The 21,742-nt window shown below is 62.8% G+C and carries 14 protein-coding genes; 8 read left to right on the forward strand and 6 right to left on the reverse strand.

The features are described from left to right. Window positions 1-180 precede the first annotated feature (180 nt). The 4 genes from ABZ728_RS17855 (at window position 181) to ABZ728_RS17870 (ending at window position 3,965) form a co-directional block, all read left to right on the forward strand. Window positions 181-1,365 carry an aspartate aminotransferase family protein gene (locus ABZ728_RS17855; protein WP_366657599.1) on the forward strand — a complete coding sequence of 395 codons (1,185 nt, stop codon included), beginning with the start codon at window positions 181-183 and terminating at the stop codon, window positions 1,363-1,365. Then, entirely contained in the window at window positions 1,365-2,297 is a 933-nt protein-coding gene (gene argF, locus ABZ728_RS17860; RefSeq protein WP_366657600.1) for an ornithine carbamoyltransferase, read from the forward strand. The genes ABZ728_RS17855 and argF overlap by 1 nt, the downstream gene beginning before the upstream one ends. After that, window positions 2,285-3,283, forward strand: a complete 999-nt coding sequence (locus ABZ728_RS17865; protein WP_366657601.1) for an Hsp33 family molecular chaperone HslO — start codon at window positions 2,285-2,287, stop codon at window positions 3,281-3,283. Before argF ends, ABZ728_RS17865 begins: the two co-directional genes overlap by 13 nt. Before the next feature lie 73 nt (window positions 3,284-3,356). Then, entirely contained in the window at window positions 3,357-3,965 is a 609-nt protein-coding gene (locus ABZ728_RS17870) for a hypothetical protein (RefSeq protein ID WP_366657602.1), read from the forward strand. Window positions 3,966-4,011: 46 nt separating this feature from the next. Here the strand turns inward: ABZ728_RS17870 and ABZ728_RS17875 are convergent, their stop codons facing one another. The 4 genes from ABZ728_RS17875 to ABZ728_RS17890 all read right to left on the reverse strand — a co-directional run bounded on the left by ABZ728_RS17875 (window position 4,012) and on the right by ABZ728_RS17890 (window position 12,794). Further along, window positions 4,012-5,193 carry a glycoside hydrolase family 18 protein gene (locus tag ABZ728_RS17875; protein WP_366657603.1) on the reverse strand — a complete coding sequence of 394 codons (1,182 nt, stop codon included), beginning with the start codon at window positions 5,191-5,193 and terminating at the stop codon, window positions 4,012-4,014. Between the two features lie 37 nt (window positions 5,194-5,230). Then, a complete protein-coding gene (locus tag ABZ728_RS17880; RefSeq protein ID WP_366657604.1) occupies window positions 5,231-6,706 on the reverse strand; it encodes a polysaccharide biosynthesis/export family protein in 1,476 nt (491 codons plus the stop codon). An 11-nt stretch (window positions 6,707-6,717) separates the two neighbouring features. After that, window positions 6,718-9,810 (reverse strand): glycosyltransferase, encoded by a 3,093-nt coding sequence (locus ABZ728_RS17885; protein WP_366657605.1) that lies wholly within the window; start codon window positions 9,808-9,810, stop codon window positions 6,718-6,720. A gap of 749 nt (window positions 9,811-10,559) precedes the next feature. Continuing rightward, window positions 10,560-12,794 carry a cytochrome P450 gene (locus tag ABZ728_RS17890; protein WP_366657606.1) on the reverse strand — a complete coding sequence of 745 codons (2,235 nt, stop codon included), beginning with the start codon at window positions 12,792-12,794 and terminating at the stop codon, window positions 10,560-10,562. Window positions 12,795-13,007: 213 nt separating this feature from the next. On the opposite strand from ABZ728_RS17890, the gene ABZ728_RS17895 reads away from it, so the two are divergent. After that, window positions 13,008-15,083, forward strand: a complete 2,076-nt coding sequence (locus tag ABZ728_RS17895) for an adenylate/guanylate cyclase domain-containing protein (RefSeq protein WP_366657608.1) — start codon at window positions 13,008-13,010, stop codon at window positions 15,081-15,083. Window positions 15,084-15,091: 8 nt separating this feature from the next. Here the strand turns inward: ABZ728_RS17895 and ABZ728_RS17900 are convergent, their stop codons facing one another. After that, complete coding sequence (locus ABZ728_RS17900; RefSeq protein WP_366657610.1) at window positions 15,092-16,114, reverse strand: patatin-like phospholipase family protein; 1,023 nt, start codon at window positions 16,112-16,114, stop codon at window positions 15,092-15,094. Between the two features lie 249 nt (window positions 16,115-16,363). On the opposite strand from ABZ728_RS17900, the gene ABZ728_RS17905 reads away from it, so the two are divergent. Continuing rightward, the gene (locus tag ABZ728_RS17905; RefSeq protein WP_366657612.1) at window positions 16,364-17,782 is read left to right on the forward strand and encodes a metallophosphoesterase; all 1,419 of its coding nucleotides are present in this window, start codon (window positions 16,364-16,366) and stop codon (window positions 17,780-17,782) included. Between the two features lie 14 nt (window positions 17,783-17,796). Here the strand turns inward: ABZ728_RS17905 and ABZ728_RS17910 are convergent, their stop codons facing one another. Further along, window positions 17,797-18,990 (reverse strand): ROK family transcriptional regulator, encoded by a 1,194-nt coding sequence (locus ABZ728_RS17910; protein ID WP_366657613.1) that lies wholly within the window; start codon window positions 18,988-18,990, stop codon window positions 17,797-17,799. Window positions 18,991-19,171: 181 nt separating this feature from the next. On the opposite strand from ABZ728_RS17910, the gene ABZ728_RS17915 reads away from it, so the two are divergent. Both ABZ728_RS17915 and ABZ728_RS17920 read left to right on the forward strand, forming a co-directional pair. Further along, complete coding sequence (locus ABZ728_RS17915) at window positions 19,172-20,716, forward strand: sugar ABC transporter ATP-binding protein (RefSeq protein ID WP_366657614.1); 1,545 nt, start codon at window positions 19,172-19,174, stop codon at window positions 20,714-20,716. Then, window positions 20,694-21,695 carry an ABC transporter permease gene (locus tag ABZ728_RS17920; RefSeq protein WP_366657616.1) on the forward strand — a complete coding sequence of 334 codons (1,002 nt, stop codon included), beginning with the start codon at window positions 20,694-20,696 and terminating at the stop codon, window positions 21,693-21,695. Before ABZ728_RS17915 ends, ABZ728_RS17920 begins: the two co-directional genes overlap by 23 nt. The last annotated feature ends 47 nt before the right edge of the window (window positions 21,696-21,742 follow it).

The following is a 21,742-nucleotide window of genomic DNA, read 5'->3' on the forward strand; positions in this document are numbered from 1 at the left end:
CGAAGGCGGGAGGGCCCCGTTGACATCGGGATTGGCAACGCGTTTAGTGCCTGCCTACCCCGACGGTCAGCCGGTGCTTTTGCCGTTTGCCTATCGTCATACACCAACCTCGACGCGACGGGCCAGTGGCGCGACCATACCACGGCAATCGACCTGCCACTCAATAGCGGACGCAATACAATGATATCGCCCTTGATGCCCACCTACGCCCGTGCAGACGTATCGTTCGAACGGGGCGACGGCCCCTGGCTGTTCGCGGCAGATGGGCGACGATATCTGGATTTCGCCTCCGGCATCGCGGTGACCGGCCTGGGGCATTGCCACCCGCATCTGGTCAAGGCGCTGACCGACCAGGCGGGCAAACTGTGGCACACCTCCAACCTGTTCCGCATACCCGGGCAGGAGCGTCTGGCCGAGCGGCTGGTCGCCAACACCTTCGCCGACACGGTATTCTTCACCAACTCCGGTGTCGAGGCGTGGGAGTGCGGCGTCAAGCTGGTTCGCAAGTACCAGTACGAACGGGGACAGCCCAAACGCTGGCGGGTCATCACCGCGACCGGTTCGTTCCATGGCCGGACGCTGGCCGCCATCGCCGCCGCCAAGGGCGAGAAACTGACCAAGGGCTTCGGTCCGATGGTCGACGGCTTCGATCAGGTCGCATTCGGCAACACCAACGAACTGCGCGCCGCCATCACCGATGAAACCGCCGCCATCCATGTCGAGCCGGTTCAGGGCGAAGGCGGGGTTCGCCCGGCCGACCCGGAATATCTGCGCCACATCCGCGCGATTTGCGACGAATACGGCCTGCTGCTGTATCTGGACGAGATCCAGTCGGGCTATGGCCGCACCGGGAAATTCTTTGCCCATGAGTGGAGCGGCGTTCAGCCGGACGTCGTCTGCGCCGCCAAGGGGATCGGCGGCGGATTCCCGCTCGGCGCCTGTCTGGCGACCGAAGCCGCCGCCGCCGGCATGACGGCCGGCAGCCACGGCACGACCTATGGCGGCAACCCCCTGGCCATGGCTGTCGGCAATGCCGTTCTCGACGTGCTGCTGGAACCGGGATTCCTCGATCACGTCCAGACCATCGCGGCACGGCTCCGCGGTAAGCTTGACGAGCTGGCGGCTCGCTATCCAACGGTGATCGAAGAGGTGCGCGGCACGGGTCTGCTGCTCGGCCTGAAGGCACGCGTGCCCAATGCCGATCTGATCACGGCCCTGCGCGAAGCCGGCATGCTGACGGCGCCGGCGGGCGAGAACGTCGTGAGACTGCTGCCTCCGATGATCATCGACGACGAACACGTCGAGCGGGCGATCGAGATCCTGTCCGGCGTCGCGGCCGAATTCGCATCAGGAAGGGCCGACTGATGACCGAGCCGAAACATTTTCTGGGTCTGAACCTTCCCCCCGCTTCGGCCTTGCGGTCGATGCTGGACAATGCCGCCGCCATGAAGGCGGGCCTGAAGAAGCCGCAGTCCGGCGCCCCTGTACCGAACGGCGATCGCCCGCTGGCCGGCAAGACGCTGGCCATGATCTTCGAGAAGCCCTCGACCCGTACCCGGGTGTCGTTCGAGGTCGGCATGCGCCAGCTTGGCGGCGATGTCGTGATGCTGTCGGGCGACGAGATCCAGCTGGGCAGGGGCGAGACGATCGCCGATACCGCCCGCGTCCTGTCGCGTTATGTCGATGTCATCATGATCCGCACCGGCAGCGAGGCGCGTCTCGCCGAGATGGCCGCCAACGCCACCGTCCCGGTCATTAACGGCCTGACCGACGACAGCCATCCCTGCCAGCTCATGGCCGATGTGATGACATTTGAGGAACACAAGGGCCCGATCGCCGGCCGTGTCGTCGCCTGGTCGGGTGACGGCAACAATGTCGCCCGTTCATGGATCAGGGCGGCGGTCGCCTTCGGTTTCGAGCTGCGTCTGGCCTGCCCGGAAAGCCTGAAGCCGCCCGCCGATCTCGTCCAATGGGCATTGAAACAGGGCGCCCGGATCTCGGTCGGCACCGATCCGGAATCGACGGTTGCCGGCGCCGACTGCATCGTGACCGACACCTGGGTATCGATGGGCGACAAGGAAGCGCCGTCCCGCCACAATCTCTTGCGACCCTATCAGGTCGATTCCAAACTTATGGCGCGGGCGGCGCCCGATGCGATCTTCATGCATTGCCTGCCCGCCCATCGCGGCGAAGAAGTCTCCGACGACGTCATCGACGGGCCGCAATCGGTCGTCTGGGACGAAGCTGAAAACCGCCTTCATGCTCAAAAGGGTATATTGCACTGGTGTCTGACCTAAGCACGACCGCGCCAGCCGGCAACGACGCCGGCGGCGACGATATCGTCCAGCCTTTCATGATCGAACTGTCGGGCCTTCGCGGACGAATGCTCCGGCTGGGCCCGATGCTCGACGACATTCTGGGGCGGCACGACTATCCGCTCCCGGTCGCCCGGCTGCTGGGCGAGACGGTGGCGCTTGCCTGCCTGCTGTCGTCGGGCCTCAAATACGAGGGGATATTCACGCTGCAGATCAGCGGCGACGGACCGGTCAGTCTGGTCGTTGCCGACGTTACCTCTGCCGGTCAGGTGCGTGGCTATGCGCGCTATTCCGGGCAGCCGGTGCCGGTCGATCCGGATTCCCCGCTGTCGCTGGTCGGCGACGGCCGCATGGCGTTCACCGTCGATCAGGGCGAAGACACCGACCGCTATCAGGGCATTGTGGCGCTGACCGGACCGACGCTGGCCGATTCCTTCCGTCACTATTTCAAGCAGTCCGAACAACTGGAAGTCGGGGTCGCGCTGTCGGTCGGACCGGCAGCGGTCAGTCCCGGAACCGGCCGGTCGGATGGCCAGTCGGTCGGACAGTCGGATGACCGCGCAACCGGCTCGTGGCGGGCGGGCGCGATCATGATCCAGCGCCTGCCGGATCAGGAACGCATCGTTCCCGCCGTCGATCGCGACGAGCTCTGGTCGCGGGCGATGATCTTCATGGAGTCCGCGACGCAGCAGGAACTGCTCGACCCCGGCCTCAAGACGACGGACCTGCTGTTGCGGCTGTTCCACGAAGACGGTGTCCGGGTGTTCGAGCCGCTGGCCTATCATCGCGGGTGCCGGTGCTCGCGCGAGCGCATACTCACGACCCTTGCCTCATTCCAGCCCGAAGAGCGTGAAAGCCTGCAGACCGATGGCCGCATCGAAGTCGTGTGCGAGTTCTGCAACACGGCCTATGAGATCGACGCGGACGAAATCGCCGATGGCCCGCCAGAGGCCGGTTCGACGCATTGATCGGATGATCGCTGGCGGCAGGAACAACGGGAATATGACTGTGACCGCAGCCTTGAATCCGGACCGCCCGATAATGCCTCTGAAACGGAACCGCTCCCATCCGGTGCGCATTCTTGCGGTTGCACTGCTGACCCTGACGACCGCGCTGGTCGCCGCCTGCGATACCACGGCGCCACCGGGCCGGCCGGGACCGTTGACCTTTGACACGATGACGCCGATCGCGCTCGACGTCGCCCGGCTCGAAGTCGTCGATGTTTATCAGGCGCCGATGCAGGACCCGAACATCGATCACACCTTTCCGCAGACACCGACGGACGCCATGCGGGCCTGGGCACAGAACCGCTTCCGGCCTGAGGGATCATCCGGCACGGCGCGGCTGATTATTCAGGATGCGTCGGTCAGGAAAGAAGAACTGCCGCGCACCGGCGGCATTGCGGGCATCTTCACGCGCGATCAGTCCGAACGGCTGACCGCGGCGATGCGCGTGCGGCTCGAAATCGAAGGCGCGGCCCGGGGCGGCTATGCAGAGGCACGCGCCCGGCGCTCGGTAACCCTGGCCGAGGACATCAGCGTTGCCGAGCGCGAGGCCGCCTGGGCATCGCTGACCCGCGATACGCTGCAGGCGCTCGACGAACAGTTCGTGGAAACCGTCAATCGCGAATTGGCGCCGATTCTAAGGTAGACATATCATCAATTCCACATTGAGGCCGGAAATATAGGGCACCGTCCTAGGGACCGACCTCGGAAACGATGGCGTCGAGAAGAGTTCCCTCATCAGCTCCCAGTTGCCAGATCACCACCCCTCCAAGTTGCTCGCGGCGCGCGAAATCTGCCTTCAACCCTATTGACCGCGCATCGTCGTAGGTCACCCATATGCCGCTCTCGACGCCGTAAAGATACGGCACACGCGCCCCTTCGTGCCAGTGCGGAACAAGATCGGGATAAACAGCACGAAGGCGGTCAAGCTGGCGGTGGTTGACCGTATCGCTTTGCCAATGCGGGCCTCCGCCCGGCGTGCCGGGCTGGAAAAGACCGTCGTCCGGTCCTGTTACGCCGGAAAATACCCTGCCGTAGAAGGGAATACCGAGTACAAGGCGTTCGCCACGCACGCCGGCAGCGCGCAGAGCACTGATGCTTGCCTCGGCGCTACCGGACGGTGCCGACTCCGCTGAAGCCTGGTGAAGGGGAGAATTGAACCCCGTGACGTTCCTCCCCGCGATGTAGTCGTAGGTCATCACGTTGATCCAGTCCACCACGGCACCGAGGGCCGCAGGCTCTATATTGCCAAGCATTGGCACACTGGCCGAAACCGCCACGGAGAGTTGATAGCGCTCGCCCTGGGGATGGGTCAGTGTGTCTAGCTGTCTGCGGAATTCCACCATCAGTTTCGTGAAATTGCTGCGATCCGAAGGGTTGTAGACGTTGTCCGGCAAACCACCCGAAACAGGGTATTCCCAGTCGATATCGATCCCGTCGAAGATCGTCGGATACCCTTTGATGAAGAGATCGATCGCCGAGCGGACAAAGCGCTCGCGGCTTTCGGGTGTACGAGCCACCTCGGAAAAGTGGGTGGAACCGGTCCAGCCGCCGATGGAGATCATGACACGAAGATGCGGATACCGATGCTTGAGCGCGGCCAGCGCTGCGAAGTTGCCGCCGGTCGGCACCGTGGCATTATCGCCGCAGGCGCCGATATCGGCGCACGGATCTCCCAGCTCGGCATGCCCTTCCCGGGATACAGCGCCGAAGGCGTAATAGATGTGCGTGAGCGCATCGCCATCGATCGCGGAAATCTCCGGCGCATCACCGTATATGTCCCAGGAGGTGACGTATCCCTTCACTGCCAGGAGCGGATCGGGTGACCGATCGCCCACACCGGCACCAGCGGGCACGCCAACCAGAAACGCCACGACTGCGGCTGCCCAGAGTACCGCGCCTTGGCGGCCCTTATAAAGAAAGATATGCATACCTACCACCCGACCTGGGCTTTACATCAAGAATGTCGCCCGGTTGCAACGGTGTGTAGAGATCAGCCTCCAGCCGCTCGATACCTGCGGGCGTTCGCCGGACGATCTCAAACTCGAGGTCATGCTCCGACTCACCACCAGCACCGAACGGAGGACGCGCGCCGAGCATGGGGGCCAGGCTTTCCAGCACCTGTTCCTCCTGAGCGATCGCGGCGCGCAGTGACTGAATCTCCTGCTCCTGGTCGACGATACGTTCCAACTCGATGCGGATAGCCGTCTGGCGAACCTCTGCCAGGTTGCGTTCAAGGCGGCTGCGCGTCGCGCGCATGGAATTCCAGCGATTGATCGCCTCGGCACGCTCATTGCGAACGATTTGAACATGATTATCGCTCGTCAGGCCACTCGCGAGATGCGCTTCGAATTGGCTGGCACGCTCCGATTTCAGCCGCATGTCGGCTTCCGCGTCGCCGAGACCCTCCGTGACGATCCCGAGTTCTTCCCCAATCATTTCAGCGCTCTGCTCTGCCGCTCTTATCTCGGCCGTTCGGTGTGCATCCTCAAGTTCGAATACCCGCCGCGCCTCGGCGAGCCGCCTCTCTGCCTCCTGCTGCCCGACTTGCGCGGCGAGCATGTCGGACGCCGTGTCCGGGCGGCCCGCGTTCGTCAGCAGAACACTTGCTCGCCCCAGCAGATCGACCAGCCGCGCCCGCGCTTGATGCATGCGGACGCGCTCGCGCGCAAGATCGAGTCGCTGCCAATCATCGACGCCTGCCCGCTGGTCCGTGCCTGTTACAGCAATGGCATGCATCACGATCATGTTCGGCCGATAATCCAGCGCGGCGGAGCTTGGGATGGCTCCGGTGACATAGACGGGTTCGCGTTCCACGACGCGCACGACCACCGAGATTTCGCCGCCAAGGACGGCGGCGTATTCCTCCGCAAGGAGCGCCTCGAAGGCTGTGGCACTCATCGACGCCGCGGGCAAGGCGCCGATAAAGGGCGCCATTACAGTGCCGTCAGCCTGTATTGTCTGTTCGCCGCTTATTTCCGAACGCTCGACGAGGGTGGCAAGCGCCGCACCTTGTTCGGCCTGCTCCATCGTCGTGTATTTCTCGAAAACACCAATCCCGAGCCGATCGCCTACTACGAGCCGGCTACCGACTGCGGGCGGATTGCCCACTTCGGACCGATAGCCGACGTCGATCCGGTCGCCGACTGCGGTCCGGTCGCCAACTGCGGGTTGGTCGCCGACCACGGTCGTTGCGCGCGCCTCAGCATCACGGCTTATGTCAGCGTGCGCCAAAATGGGGACAAGCGCGGCACCCCTCACCGGGAGTAATACTGTCATCGCAAGTAAAAATATCACCCCACCCACGATCAATGCCGCCCAGCAGGGCGCCATCATGCGACGGCGCCAATCCGCTTTTGCCGTCGTGGAATACTGGGCCATGAACATCGCGGTCTTCCCTAGTTCCGCATGGATTTCGATAACGACGCCGCGCCGACCACCAGACCCGTGCGCATCAGTTTACCCCAACCGACGAGATTGCCGCGAACCGCGGCCAGCAGCGCCCGGATCGCGATAACGTATAGAAGCTGTCGATACGTAAACCGCTGTATCATCAAGAGAGGCAGCAGACGCCACGCCCTGCGATCTCCGTGCAGCGCCAGCCCAACACCCGCCGCGAAGAGATCAAACGCCTGAAATACTGCCCAGTAGAGCGCGAGCACAACCAATGTTTCATTGTCGATTCCCGCACCCGGCGCCATAATCGAGAATAGAAGCGACAGTAACGAGATCACTAATACAAGATCCATGAGCGGCGCGATCAACGTGAAAGCGTATTGGAACATGACGTTTGGGAGAGTTACGAGCGACACGCCGCCCGGGCGGGCCAGGAATGCGCCGCGGTGCTTGAATGTGACCTGAAGTGTTCCGAACAGCCAGCGGAATCGCTGCTTCATGAAACTGCCCAGAGTTTGCGGCGCCTCGGTCAACGCCACTGCGGCCGGGGCATTGCAAACGCGCCAGCCCGCCCGTTGGAGTGCAATGGTCAGGTCGCCGTCTTCGGCGAGCGTATCGCTCGCGTAGCCCCCGACCGAGACGACGGCGGTGCGCCGCCAAGCCCCGATCGCACCCGGCACCACACCGATCGCACTGTAGAGTTCGAACGCGGTCCGCTCGAGATTCTGGCCAACAATGTATTCAAGGGCCTGAAAGCGTGTCAGCAGATTCATTGTGTTTCCGACAAGAACGGTACCGGCGACGGCACCGACCTCCGGATCTTTGAACGGCGCCAGAAGGTGGCCGATCGCGTCGGGCCTCAATACGGTGTCGCCATCGATGGCAACGATGACATCGGCATCGCACATTGCAAAGCCGTGGTTCAGTGCGCTCGCCTTGCCGCCATTTGGCTTGCGCAGCACCTTTACGCGTGCATCCGCGGCAAACGTTTCCTCCACGACAGCCGCGGTGCGGTCGGTCGATCCGTCATCAATAACGGTGATGACGAGCTGGTTGGCGACCGTAGCCTCGAGCAGCCCCAGAACCGTGTCGCAGATAACCGTCTCTTCGTTGTAAGCGGGCACGAGGACCGCGACACTCCCCTGGAAACCGGCCTGGCACGACCGATCCTGGCGCCTGCGCTGCACGATGGCTGAGCCTGCGATGAGCACAAGCCGGGCCATTCCGAAGAGGGCCGTGGCAATGAATAGCGTTGGCAGGACGGCAAAGAGGCCGCGAAATACCCGAATTGCCCCGTCGCGGAGCATCGTGGCGCCCTCAGCCAGAATCGAACCCTCGACCAGCGGCGGCATCAGTGCATCGCGCGGCAGACCGACGAGTTCGTGGGTGGTGACAAACCGGTATCCTTCAGCACGCAGTGTGTCGATTATGATCGGCAACGCTTCTACTGTGGGTGTACGATTTCCGCCCGAATCATGCAGCAGGATCGCTTGGCCCTGCCCGCGACGCACACCATTGACAACCCGTTCCGCGATCTGTTCGGGCGACCATGAGTAGTAATCGTATGCACTAATATCGATGCCGCCGAACAGGTATCCCATCTCCGATACCGTTGCCCAAAGCGTCGGCGATCGTTCCAGATACTGGTATTGGGTACTCGCGAAGGGGGGCCGGAACAGCAGCGATCCGCGCCCCAACTGCGCTTCGAACAGCCGCTGGGTTGCTGTGATCTCCGCCGCAATCAACTCAGCGCCGCGATGGGTGAGATCCGGATGGAAGAACGTATGATTGCCGAAATCGTGGCCCTCGGCGACTATGCGCGCCATCAGGTCGGGGTGCGCGAAAGCCGGCGTTCCAACCACGTAGAATGTCGCCTTGACGTCTTTCTGCGCCAGGACGTCGAGGATCCGGGGCGTGAAAACCGGATCCGGACCATCGTCGAAAGTGAGCGCCAACACCCTGTCATCGATCGCGGTGTACTGCGCCAGCCTCGCTTGAAGCGGGACATCTGCCATGACCTGCCCGACGATGAGTCCGAGTCCGTTATGATAGGTCGTGGTTCGGCGACCCTGCGCCCCGGGCCGGGCCGACAGCAGCGCGCCGCGTGCCGCATCGAGCATACCGTACCCCGCCGGAACCACATTGAGCGACGCCATGCCTTGCGCATCGGGAAGGGCATCGCGGCCAGCGACGTCCCAGATCCCCTGGTCTTCGAGGCCAAGCCGCCAAACGGCAATTCCCGCCGGTGGCTCGGCAAATACCGCCTTGAGGTGATTGAAGGCGGTCACCGCATCGAGGTACCAGACGGTACGCGCACCATCCGATGTCGTCCGATATCGAAATCCCGGATTCAGCGTCGCCGGGTCGAAAGATATCGAGGCACCATGGTCATCCGCTCTCTGCCAGGCCTGCTGCACGGAAATCAGTTCGTCTATTCCGGCCTCTGTCCACTCGCGGCCATAGGATCCAACGGACACGATCAGTTTCTCGCGCGCGACCCCGGACCGGTAGTGGGCCAGTTCAGCCTCGAAACGCCCTTGGCTTGCGATCGGACCCGTTCGATCCGAGCCGGCCTGTCCGTGCGTCGGAACGATGACGTAGTCGACGGCTCTGGAAAGCTCGCGCAAGTGGCCGGTCGTGGCGAGCGGTGGGGCCATCAGGACCAACCGGCGCCCCTCGGGCGCAAGTGCCCGCCTGAGCTGGTCCAGAAACATCACTAATGACCTGTGCCCGATACGAGGCGAGTATGGCATCGAAATCGCCACGCCATCGAAATCACCAGCGCGCAGATGCTCCGCTGTGTCAGCGATGATGCCTGCACGGCGGTCAGGCAATGCCAGCAGCCTGTGCACCTCGTGCGCCGGCAATGCCGTGGACATCACTGGAAAAATCTCCGGCGGGTCGCGCTCCTGTTGCACCCAGGCATGCGCGTTGCTTGCGCCCGCCGAAGAGCGCAAACCACTCCGCTCCAGTTCGAACCAATCCGGCAGTAGGATATCAATCCGCGCCGCATTTCGCTTGAGCGACGGAAAGGCTTCAACATCGGCTTCCGAATAGAACGCGAGCCGCAAGGCACCGCGCGCCGCATTTTGCACCCCGCGTTCCCGGCCCGGGACCAAAGCAGGTTCGTCTGGGCTGCCACGCAGAGGAAAATTCGAATGCATCTCGCCCGAGCTATTATCTCTATGTTGCATCTCGGGGAAATTCGGTCCATAAATCACGCCGATCACAATTGCCGAAATGCCAAAAATAATCAGCATCACAAAAAATGCTATAACGATATTTGTCACTCTCGTGCGAATACCAGACCTATCAATAAATACTGGCAGTTTCTCTCGCACTACACACCACCAATATTCTGTATCCTCGATTATAATGATTACAAAATTTTATTACTTTCACATGATATTATCCTTAGTACACAAAACTGTCCGTCAACGACAAATTTCTTGAACTCTAAAAAATAATTTCAATGAATTTACGCCAGTTATTAAAAAGCGTTCGCAGTATGACAATATGCCCGATATTGAGGGCACGATCCGACAAAGATGGAACGACACCTTAAATACGACCAAAACGCGTGCCCCTCGGAATGCAGTCAATTTTTTTGCATAGTTCGTTAGTAAACTATTAGATATTCCATTAAAGTGCAATATATTTATCCGAAGCGCAGATCCCCGCCAGCCTTGTTAACTGTAACCACTTAACGCCCGAGCAGTTTGAAAATTATAAATAAATAATGAACTTTATAACAATATACTTCTGCAATCGGCACAAGACGCACTCGCGTCAAGATCCGCATGGGATCGGGCGCCAAAAGAAATGCAGCATTCTGATATCACCACTACCGGGCGGCCGGTTCTTCCCGCGCGCCCCCGACGATGCGTTCAAGCATCACCGATGCAAGGTCTGCACGAGCTTGCGGCGTTTTCTCGACCAGATCGAGCAGCACCTGACGGGAGATGACGAGCAGGTCGACGGCCTCGCCGGTCGCAGCGGTTACCGTCGCAGTGCGCGGCCGGGATTCCAGGATGCCGATCTCGCCGAAGAATTCGCCAGGGCCCAGCGTCGCGACGACTTCGGCGGTGCTTGGCCCGGGGCCAATCCCGGCCCCGGCCTCTGGGGCGACCGAAACGTCGACGCGGCCGGTCAGGACGATATAGAAGTTCTCCGCCTCGTCGCCCTGGCGGATGATCACCTCGCCCGCGGGAACGGTCTGGATATCGCCGGCGCCGATCAGCGACTTGACCTTGTCGGCGCCAAGGCTGGGTAGCGCCTGCTGCGCGCGGTCGGCCAGATAGCGCTGGCGGACGCTGGCCGCGATTTCGCCGGGCACCAGATCGCTGTCGCGCACGATCGCCATAAAGTCGTCGCGCTGCATTTCCAGCACAACGACATCGCTTGACGCCCGACAATTCGCAGTGCGCCGTCCCTCGCCCAGCAGTCCGATTTCACCGAACGCCGCACCGGCCGACAATACAGCCAGCGGCCGCTCCTCGCGTCCGGCCGAGACCTTAATGGTGCCGTCGACCAGAACATAGAACGCCTCGGCAGTGTCGCCCTGCCGCAGGATCAGGCTGCCGGAATTGAACCGCCGCTCCTGCACCCGGCCGAGCCGCTCGCGCAGCAGCGGATCGCGCAACCGGTCGCCGCCGAACAGCTCCTCCAGAGCATTGGCCGCCAGTTTCCAACGGTCGGCGCCGCCGGATTCCTGGTCGGTGCGTTCCTCGGTGAACCGAATGCGAAAGCGATTGTCCGGACCGGGAAGCGGCGACAGCACCGTGCGCAGCGGATCGCCTTCCGGCACCATCACCATTTCGCGGCGATGGATGATCCGGCTGACCGTGCACAGCACCAGCGTTTCGACCAGCCCGACCGCCGGACAGAGCCGTCGGCCGAAACCATAGGGTGCATAGGCGCCGCGTTGCTTGTGCTCGTTGCGGGGCGCGCGGCAGCGGTCCGGTTCGAAGCGGTCGGGTTGCGGATAGAAGTTGGGCGCATAATGGGCGGGCACCCCGGTATAGACGCAGAACAACCCCTTTTCGACGGCGTGACCGTTGAAGGCGAAGGATTCGTCGACCATGAACGGCATGCCCAGGGAAACCGGGTGAAGCCGCATGGACTCCTTCAGCGCGCCACGCAGGACACTCATTCCGCGCAGGCCGAGGCTGTCCGGCGGTCCGGCGGCATAGATGCTCGCGACTTCCTCGCGCACCCGGGCATAGGCTTCGGGATTCGACAACAGGTCGTGAAGCAGGAACGAGATCGTCCGGTTCATGTAAATGATCGTGCCGATGATGCCATACTGGATCGTCGCGATCAGATCGTTGCGGGCCAGCGGTTCGCCGTCATCGGTTCGGGCGTCCATCAGGGCATCCAGGATCGTATAGGGCATGCCGTGATCGGCCGGACGGCGTTCATAGCTGTCCAGTACGCTCTCGATCATCGCGATTACCTCGGCCCGCGCCTTTTTGTAGGCCGGCAGCCGGGCCGACCATTTCGGCCATTTCTTGACGCCAATATTCATGACCCAATGTGCATATTTCTGTGCCGACTCGTAGTGTGCGGCCAGGCTTTCCCCGCACATCAGACGGCTGTATTCGTCAAAGGCGATTCGGGTCGTGAAGTCCATGACCGAGACTTCGGCGGCCTTACCCCGGCCGGGCGGGTGTTGGTCGAGCGCCGTATCGACGGCGGCGATGATCTGCCCAATGAACTCCGACGCCAGTTGGCGCGAGAACGCGATCCGGGCCTGCCCTCGCAGATGCTGAAACGTGCCAAGCGGCTCGCTGAGCAGCACGACGCCGCCCACTTCCTCGTCCATCGCACCGAAAAAGGCCCGTCGGCTGAGCCCCTTCTCGTTCGATTTGGTGAAATGGTCCAGCGCCTCGGCCCCGGCAAGGACGGTGTAGTCCTTGAACAGGAAATTGATCTTGAACACCGGGCCGTGTTGGCGATAGGCATCGATGAAATAGGTTTTCGTGTCTTTGGTCAGCAGGTCCAGCGTATTGCCGAGCAGCGGCAGGCCGGGCAGACGGGGCGGCGGCGGAAGATCGGCGGCGGTTTGCGGCTTTGACATAGTGTCTCCTTCATCCTGAACAGGCCGCCGATACGGCCGCGCGACATCCCATCCCAACCAGAAAAGATTCCGCAATTCAACCAAATATGCTTGAATGCTCTGCATAATGAGAGCAATTACAGCGCGTTAAATGGCCGCCCCCGGCTTTCACCAATTCTTCACCTGGCTGGATTATGCTCCGCCCTGATCTTTTCGATTAAGTGAATATCTGCAATGGCCTCTTCTGCCCCCTCATCCTCCACCGGTCACCCGGCGACGCTTCGCCCCGGCACCGAAGGCGAATGGGCGGCTCTGATCGAGGCACAGATCGGCGAGGGTCAGTTCTTCCTTGCCTACGACACCTACCGCGAGGCCGTCCACCACTGGCCAGACAGTCTGCGTCTGAGGCTTCAGGGAGTGCTGGCGCTGCTGCGCGGCGGGGCGATCGAAGAGGCTCAGCGGGCGCTCCAGCCACTGGAAATGCGGCTGGAAACCCGTCGCCAGCGACAGCGCCGCGTCGCTGTCGCCCTTCGCCGGGCATTGGCGGATCCGCACGACGACGAAGGCATTGCGCTGACGATCGCGGAGCTGCAAGCGGCCGCCCGCCCCGACGCGCCCGATCTCGAAACGCCGGAAACGCTGCGCCTGATCATCGAGATCCAGATCGAAATCTGGGTGCGGCTGGGCGAGCGCCACCATATCGAACATGGCCGCGACATTGCCGAAGACGCCTATCAGACAACCGGATCGGCCTATGACGGCATCACGGCCGCCGTCCTCATGGCGATGACCGGCGACGTCGACAAGGCGCGCACGCTGGCGGCGCGGGTCCGCGACGAGGATGCTCCGGCCGACGGCGGCGATGCCGAGTTTCTGCGCTATCACATCACGCGCGGCACGGCGTCCCTCGTTCTGGGCGAGACCGATGCCGCCGTGGCGGCCTTCGGCCGCGCCGTGGACGAAACGGCGCGCCATTATCCGACCGTCATCGGTCTGCTGGACCGCCTGGACCTGATCGCCCATGCCGGCATCGACGTCCCCAGGGCCGTTACTGATCTGTTGCGGCTCCCCCGGACGGCAATTTTCGCCGGGCAGCCGCTGGATCATCCCGATGCGGAGACACCCACCTTCCCGGTCTGGGCCGAAAACCGCGTCGCCGAAGCAATCCGCGAACGGCTCGCCGCGCTCGACATCGAAGTCGGCTACTGCGGTGCAAGCGCCGGATCGGATCTGCTGTTCATCGAGGCCATGCTCGATCGCGGCGCAGAGGTCCATGTCTTCCTGCCTTTTGCCTTCGATGATTTCGTCGCCCACCGCGTTGCCTATGCCGGCGGAACCTGGGAACGCCGGTTTCGCAATGCGATGAAGCTGGTGACGTCGGTCACCTACGCGACCGAAGAGCCGTATCTGGGCCACGATGTTCTGCTGCGATACAACAACACACTGATCGAGGGGGTGGCGCGGGTTCAGTCCATCATGCGCCGCACCCAGCCGGAGCTGATCGTCGTCTGGGATCACGAAGCGTCGACCGGCCCCGGCAGCACCGCCGATTTCATGGACGGCTGGCCCGACATCACCCGCCTTCACCTGATCGACCTGGACGATGCGCGCGCGGCCGCCGAACCGCCGATGGCGCCGCCGCCAGCCCGGCCCGGCTTCAAGACCGGCCGTCAGTCCGGCACAAGTGACCGGCGCGTGGCGGGCGAGCCGCCGGCCGGCCCCCACCGCGTCATCCGGACCATGCTGTTCGCCGACATGGCCGGCTATAGCCGGATGGGCGACGGCGAATTGCCGGGATTGTGGGAGGGTCTTGGCGGCATTGCCGACGCGGTCGGCCATCACGCCCGGTCGCTGACCCTGATCGAAAGCTGGGGCGACGCGATCTATGCAGTTATGCAGACGGCCACCGCCCTGGCCGATTATGCCTTCGCGCTACTGATGGCCATCGACGCCCACCGCCGCAAGCACCAGGACGAAGCGGACACCATTCCGCTGCTGGAACTCCGGGTGGCCCTGCATGCCGGGCCGGTCTACCAGGGCATAAACCCGTTGACCGGGCGCGATATCGTCTATGGCAGCCAGGTCAGCCGCGCAGCACGGATCGAGCCGGTTTCGCTGGCCGGCCATGTCTATGCCTCGCAGCAGTTCGTGGCGATGCTGGTGTCCGAGCAGAACGCCGAGCGTCATGCCGCCGAAGCGACCGGCGGCACCTTCCGCGACAGCTATGCCTGCGAGTATATCGGCAACCTGTCGCTGGCCAAGAACTATGGCCGCCAGCCTATCTACCGGATACGGCGGCTGGCGGAATAGCGCACCCGTTACATGAATTTTTCTTCGATATCGGTCGATGACTCGACGCCGACCTTGTCGAAATGAGCCGACAGGAACACATCGGCCTGCTCGCGGCCCCGTTCGAACAGGCCGCCGATGAATTTGCGGTCGAGATTGGCCTGACTGGAGGCGCCGAGCTTGTTCATCGTCTCTTCGGTGTCGATCGTATGGATGAAGACTTCCTTCAGGCGACCGCCATCGTCGATCCCGCGCCGAACGAGGTCGGAAATGAAATTCACGACCCGCATTTCGCGCATGAGCGAGGAATTGAAGCTCAACCCGTTGATGCGGTCGAAGATCGAGGTCGAGTCGGTGGGCAGTTCCGACAGGTTGATCGGTGTGATCTGAACGACGAGAACGTCGCGGCAATCGCAGTTGTAGAAGATCGGGAACAATGGCGGATTGCCCATATAGCCGCCATCCCAGTAATATTCGCCGTCGATTTCGACAGCATGATACATAAAGGGCAGACAGGCCGACGCCAGAACGGACTCGACCGACAGTTCGTCGCCCTGGAAAACCTTGACCCTGCCGTTCATGACATTGGTGGCGCACAGGAAAAGTTTGGGGCCCGGACCGGATGCCCGCAACGCGTCGAAATCCACGACCTTCGAGATAATCGGCTCGATCGGATTATAGCCGAGCGGGTTGAGCGCGTAAGGCGACATGACCTTGGTCAACGCATCGCTGAAGGCAAAGGCCGGCGAGTATTTGATATTCCCGTCGCCGATCATCCGGTCGATCATCGATGGCCAGGGCGCAAAGGCGCCGACCTTCATCATGGCTTCCCAATAGGCCGTCAGCGCCTCTCGGGCCTTTTCGGGACCGCCGGTCTTCAGGCCATAAGCCAGGGCCGCGGCGTTCATGGCCCCGGCGCTGGTCCCGACGATACCTTCGAAGTCGAAACAGTCGGCTTCCAGGAACCGGTCAAGAACGCCCCAGGTAAAGGCTCCATGTGATCCGCCGCCCTGCAGGGCGATGTTCAGCGGCTTGCGGTCAACCGATTTCATAACTTCCCACACATTCTTTGACTGACAGGATTAGGCGGCCGACGAGACCATTCGGCCAGGTTCGAGTGTCCCGATAGGCTAAGCGGAATCGACCGTTGTGGCCGTGACCATAGCGCAAAGGAACCGGTACCGACATGGTGATCGGCGACGGAACCGGCATTGCCCCTGGTCTTTCTGCTTCTCCGGTCCGATCGTGGCAGCTAGGGTAGCGCTTCCCGTCCGATCAGAAACAAGCGAGGCAAAATCGCCATGGTCGACTCCGACAGCAGCACCAGCAAGCCCGACCTGAACAACCCGGATTCCAGTCGGAATTCCGGCAATCAGGCCGGGACGCTGCCGGCGCCGGCCACGGCACCCGCGCATCCTGGCGCACGAAATGGTGACATTCGGTTATTCGCTCTCGCAGATCTGCACTCACCCTATCGAACGCTTTCCCGACTGCTGCGGGCCGTCCGCGATGCCATCGCGGACCGCGATAAGCCCACAGCGATCGTCATCAACGGCGACATCTTCGAGCGCGGCAATGCCGCCGCCCTCAGATCCGCGGGCGCCGCCGACTGGCAGTTCGTCGAGGCGCTGTCGGCACTGGCCCCCCTGATCATCAATATCGGCAATCATGAAACGGCGATCGTTGACGACCTGGCCGATTTCGTCGCGCGGGCCGAGACGATTGGCGCAACGGTCATTGGCAATATCGTCGACCGGCGCACCGGCAGCCTGTTCGCGCGCCCGTCGGCCCGGCTGACACTGGCCGGACACCGGATCGCCTTTATGGGATTGGCGGCGACCAACCCGTTCGTCTATCGCGATGCCGTCCGCCATACGCTGGGACTGGTCGAGCCGGTCGGCTATGCCCGCTCCGTCTTCGACGCATGCATGGCCGATGCAGATGTGCCCGTGGTGGTCAGTCATGCCGGTATCGTCGCCGACCGCGCCATTCTGCCAACGCTACCTGACGGCACGCTTGTGATCGGCGGCCACGACCATCTCTGTCTCGATTACCGCCAGTCCCGCTCCCGCTATCTTCATGGCGGATCGTGGGGCAATGCCCTGAGTGTGATCGATATCGCGGTTGACGCGAGCGGCCCCCGCTACGACGCCCACCTGATCCCGATCACCGCCGATATGCCGGCCGACGACGCGCTGGAAACCGCGATTGCCGACATTCTGGCGACCCATCTGAGCGCTTCGGACCGGGAGATCATCGCAAGGATGCCGGTTTCGCGAAATCTGGCGGAAAGCGCGCTGATGGCAACCCGGGCAGTACGCCAGACGGCCGGTGCCGATATCGCCTTTCTCGGCCACACCACCTTCGGGGCCGGACTGGCCGCCGGGCCGCTCACCCGCTACGACTTCGATACGTTCGTGCGGTTCGATGGTGCGATCCTGACCGCCGACATCTCCGGGCGAACACTCGCCGGCATCATGGATGGCGCCAACCAGCATCGCGCCACCGCGCTCGATGCGTTTACCGGCGATTTCGTCTATGCCGAGTCGATCGACGTCGATCCGTCGGCGCGCTATCGCATCGCCACAAACGATTGGATCGCCACCAATCAGCGGGCCTATCTCGGCACCGACGGCATCGCGTTTCAGCCGCTCGACGACGTCCGGCTGAAGGAAAGCGTGGAACGGTTCGTTGCGACACAGGCAGCTGCCCAGACCTGAAACTGCGGGGAAGCCTACCCCTCCGCCTCGGCGTTGAGCCAGCCGCCATCGGTCAGGAACCCCTCAAGCGCCAGCGCAATACCGCCCATGGGCACACTGTCGGCGCCCAGCGGCGAGGTCAGCACCCGGACATGCCGGCCTATCGGTGCAATGGTGTTCGCCTGGATGCTGGCGGCAAGCGGCATCTCCAGGAATGGCGCAATCGGCGCGAAATTTCCGGCCAGCACCACGCATTCCGGATCGATGACATGCAGCAGATTGGAGATCGCCACGCCCAGATGTCCCGCCGCCTCGGCGAGCACCGCCAGCGTCTCGGGGTCGCCCCGACACGCGCGCGCGGCCACGGCTTCGGCATCGGGGGCCAAGATGCCCCTGTCGGCAAGCATCGACACGATCGCCTGTTCCGACGCATAGGCATCCAGGCATCCCAGCGCCCCGCAGCCGCACCGTCGTCCGCCGGCCACGACCTTGATGTGGCCGATCTCGCCGGCATAACCGTGACCGCCGCGATAGAGATCACCGTTCAGATACAGGCCGCCGCCGACGCCCGAATGCCCGGTAACGAACAGGAATGTGCGCGAATCCTGGCACACACCGAACCGGCGTTCGGCCAGAGCGCCGGCGTTGGCTTCGTTGTCCAGGAATACCGGCACCGGGCCCAACCGGCGCCGAAGCCGCGCGCCAAGTGGCACGTCACGCCAGCCGAGATTGGGTGCGAACACAACCCTTCCCGACTCATCGAGCAGGCCGGGAACACCGATACCGATGCCGCGGCAGGGCGGCTGACCGTGCGTTCCGTTCGGCGCCATATCGTCGATGATCGACACGAGGCGGTCGACCAGTGCATCGACGTCGCGTTCTCCCGGCCATTCCCGTACGGCAATGACGGTGCCGTCGAGATTGGTCACGACGGCACGGGTGGTGGCGACTTCGACCCGGATGCCGATGAAGGTCCCCGCGCTGGCGGCAATCCGCAAGCCCACCTGCGGCCGCCCGACACTGCGTTGGCCGAGGCGTCCCGCGCGGGGCACGCGTTCCAGCAGTCCGGCCGCTTCCAGGTCCGCAACCACGGCTGAAATCGTCGCCTTGTCGACCCCGGTCAGGGTGTGGACGTCCCGTTGCGACGCGAGCGGTGATCGCTGCACGGCCTGAAAGATCCGCGCCGTGTTCAGCCGCCGGATCATGGCCGTGTTGCGCGGCTTCGTCATGCCGAACCGACGGGCCGCTGGTATCGGACCCGGTATCTACGGTGGCATCTCTGTCGACGAAGACAATTCATGGCATCCTTGATTAACTTGACATCGCACCATAGGCACCACAGAATTAATTTGATAGTCAATTAAAACGACGGCGGGGTCAACGCGCCGTCGATACCGGGGGAAACGGCGAATGGCTGGTCACACGATCGCCATGCAGGGAATCGTAAAGGAATTCGGCGATGTCCGGGTTCTGCACGGCGTCGATTTCGATATCGCGTCCGGCGAGATCCATGCCCTGATCGGCGAGAACGGGGCCGGCAAATCCACGCTGATGAAGATCCTGAGCGGAATCGAACAGCCGACTCAGGGACGACTGGTCGTCGACGGCGAAACCGTCAGATTGCGCAACACCGCCACGGCGGAATCCCACGGCATCGTCCTGATCCACCAGGAGTTCAACCTGGCCGACCATCTGACCGCGGAAGAGAACATCTTTCTCGGCCGGGAACTGCAGTGGCGCAACACGCCGTTCATCGATAAACGCCGGATGCGCGACGCCGCCCGCGAGGCCTTGCTCGAACTCGATTGCCGCGTCGACCCCGACACGCGGGTCCGCGACATGCCGGTATCCGACCGCCAGATGGTGGAAATCGCCAAGGCCATCACCCACGATGTCCGCTTCCTGGTGATGGACGAACCGACCGCCGTTCTGACACCCAACGAAGCCCGGTCGCTTTTCACCCTGATGCGCAAGCTCAAGGCGCAGGGCGTCGGCATCGTCTATATCTCTCACAAGCTGGACGAGGTGAAGTCCATCGCCGACCGTGTCACGGTCCTGCGCGACGGACAGCACATTGCCACGCAGCTGGCGGAAAGCCTGACCCAGGACGCCATGGCCAGCCTTATGGTCGGCCGCGACATCACTCAGATGTACCCTGAAAAACCGCCCATCGCCGACGACGCCGATATCGTGCTCAGCGCGCGCGGCATCTCGGTCGAAGGCGGCATCCATGACGCCAGTTTCGAGTTGCGCCGCGGCGAGATTCTGGGATTTGCCGGACTGATCGGCGCCGGGCGCACCGAACTGATGGAGGGACTGGTCGGCCTGCGTCGGCGACTGGGCGGCACGATCGAGCGCAATGGCCGACCGGTCGGGTATTCGCGCTATGCCGACGCCGTCAACGACGGCATCGTCTATCTCAGCGAAGACCGCAAAGGCAAAGGCCTGCTGGTCCGGATGACCATGCGCCCGAACCTGACCCTTTTGGCGCTGGATCGGTATTGCAAGCCGTTCATCGACTTCCAGGCCGAGCGCGAGGCTCTGTCACGCGCGGTCAAGACTTACGATATTCGCGCCGGATCGGACGACATGTTGGTGGCGTCGCTGTCCGGCGGCAACCAGCAAAAGCTGGCCATGGCCAAGATCATGGAAATCGACCCCGACATCATTATCCTCGACGAACCCACCCGCGGGATCGATGTCGGAACGAAACGCGACATCTATTTCCTGATCAAACGGCTGGTCGAGGCCGGCAAGGCGTGCATCGTCGTCTCGTCCGAATTGCCGGAGATCATCGGCCTGTCGAACCGCGTCGCCGTCATGCACGCCGGAACCATCACCGGCATTCTGGAGGGCAGCGACATCTCCGAAGACGTCATCGTCAGATACGCCACTGGCCTCGAAGGCCGGAACAACGCCAAAGCGGAGGATCATGCCCGTGTCGTCAGTGCCTGAGACCCTTCGCCGGCCGATGGCCACATGGAGCCTGAAGAAGCTGGGGCCGTTGATTGCGCTGGTCGCCCTGATCATCCTTGGCACCATCGTCAATCCGGCCTTTCTGGATCCGGCGAACATCACCAATGTCCTGACGCGAACGGCCTTTATCGGGATCATCGCGGTGGGCATGACCTTCGTCATCACGGCGGGCGGGCTCGACCTGTCGGTCGGATCCATGGCGGCCTTCATATCCGGCGTCATGATCATCTCCCTCAACGGCCTGATGGACACGATCGGCCTGAACTGGATGCTGATCGCCGCCGGCATGTTGATCGCACTGGCGGTCGGTCTTCTGGCCGGCCTGATCAACGGCCTGATCACGACCAAGGGCCGGATCGACGCCTTCATCGTGACGCTGGGCACGATGAGCATCTATCGCTCGCTGGTGACCTATCTGGCCGACGGCGGCACGCTATCGCTGGATTTCGGCATCCGCGGCGTCTATCGGCCGGTCTATTACGACGCATTTCTCGGCATTCCCATTCCGATCTGGGTGTTCGCCGCCGTCGCCGCCATCGGCGCGGTGCTGCTGAACCGGACCCGGTTCGGGCGCCAGGTGTTCGCGATCGGATCGAACGAGGATGTGGCGCGCTATTCGGCGATCAATGTCGACCGGACGAAAACGCTGACCTATGTGCTGCTCGGCCTGTGTGTCGCCATCGCGACCATGGTCTATGTGCCCCGACTGGGCTCGGCCTCGGCGACGACGGGCCTGATGTGGGAGCTGGAGGCGATCGCGGCCGTCATCATCGGCGGCACACTGCTGAAGGGCGGCTATGGCCGCATCTGGGGCACCGTGGTCGGCGCCATCATCCTGAGCATGATCGGCAACATCCTCAACCTCACGGGCGCCATCAGCTCCTATCTGAACGGCGCCGTGCAGGGAATCATCATCATCGTCGCCGTCCTGATGCAGGGCGGGCTCAAACGGCGCTGACGGCCGGACGGGACTGTCGACGGTTCCCGCCCGCCAAGGCTATCGAA

The sequence above is a fragment of the Fodinicurvata sp. EGI_FJ10296 genome (genome assembly GCF_040712075.1).
Classification (GTDB): Bacteria; Pseudomonadota; Alphaproteobacteria; order DSM-16000; family Inquilinaceae; genus JBFCVL01.

Bases quoted from the DNA above. Each gene is read 5' to 3' on its own strand.
- ABZ728_RS17855 (WP_366657599.1), top strand. From the start codon at position 181: ATGATATCGCCCTTGATGCCCACCTACGCCCGTGCAGACGTATCGTTC.
- argF (WP_366657600.1), top strand. From the start codon at position 1,365: ATGACCGAGCCGAAACATTTTCTGGGTCTGAACCTTCCCCCCGCTTCG.
- ABZ728_RS17870 (WP_366657602.1), top strand. From the start codon at position 3,357: ATGCCTCTGAAACGGAACCGCTCCCATCCGGTGCGCATTCTTGCGGTT.
- ABZ728_RS17880 (WP_366657604.1), bottom strand. From the start codon at position 6,706: ATGTTCATGGCCCAGTATTCCACGACGGCAAAAGCGGATTGGCGCCGT.
- ABZ728_RS17890 (WP_366657606.1), bottom strand. From the start codon at position 12,794: ATGTCAAAGCCGCAAACCGCCGCCGATCTTCCGCCGCCGCCCCGTCTG.
- ABZ728_RS17895 (WP_366657608.1), top strand. From the start codon at position 13,008: ATGGCCTCTTCTGCCCCCTCATCCTCCACCGGTCACCCGGCGACGCTT.
- ABZ728_RS17900 (WP_366657610.1), bottom strand. From the start codon at position 16,114: ATGAAATCGGTTGACCGCAAGCCGCTGAACATCGCCCTGCAGGGCGGC.
- ABZ728_RS17905 (WP_366657612.1), top strand. From the start codon at position 16,364: ATGGTCGACTCCGACAGCAGCACCAGCAAGCCCGACCTGAACAACCCG.
- ABZ728_RS17910 (WP_366657613.1), bottom strand. From the start codon at position 18,990: ATGACGAAGCCGCGCAACACGGCCATGATCCGGCGGCTGAACACGGCG.
- ABZ728_RS17915 (WP_366657614.1), top strand. From the start codon at position 19,172: ATGGCTGGTCACACGATCGCCATGCAGGGAATCGTAAAGGAATTCGGC.
- ABZ728_RS17920 (WP_366657616.1), top strand. From the start codon at position 20,694: ATGCCCGTGTCGTCAGTGCCTGAGACCCTTCGCCGGCCGATGGCCACA.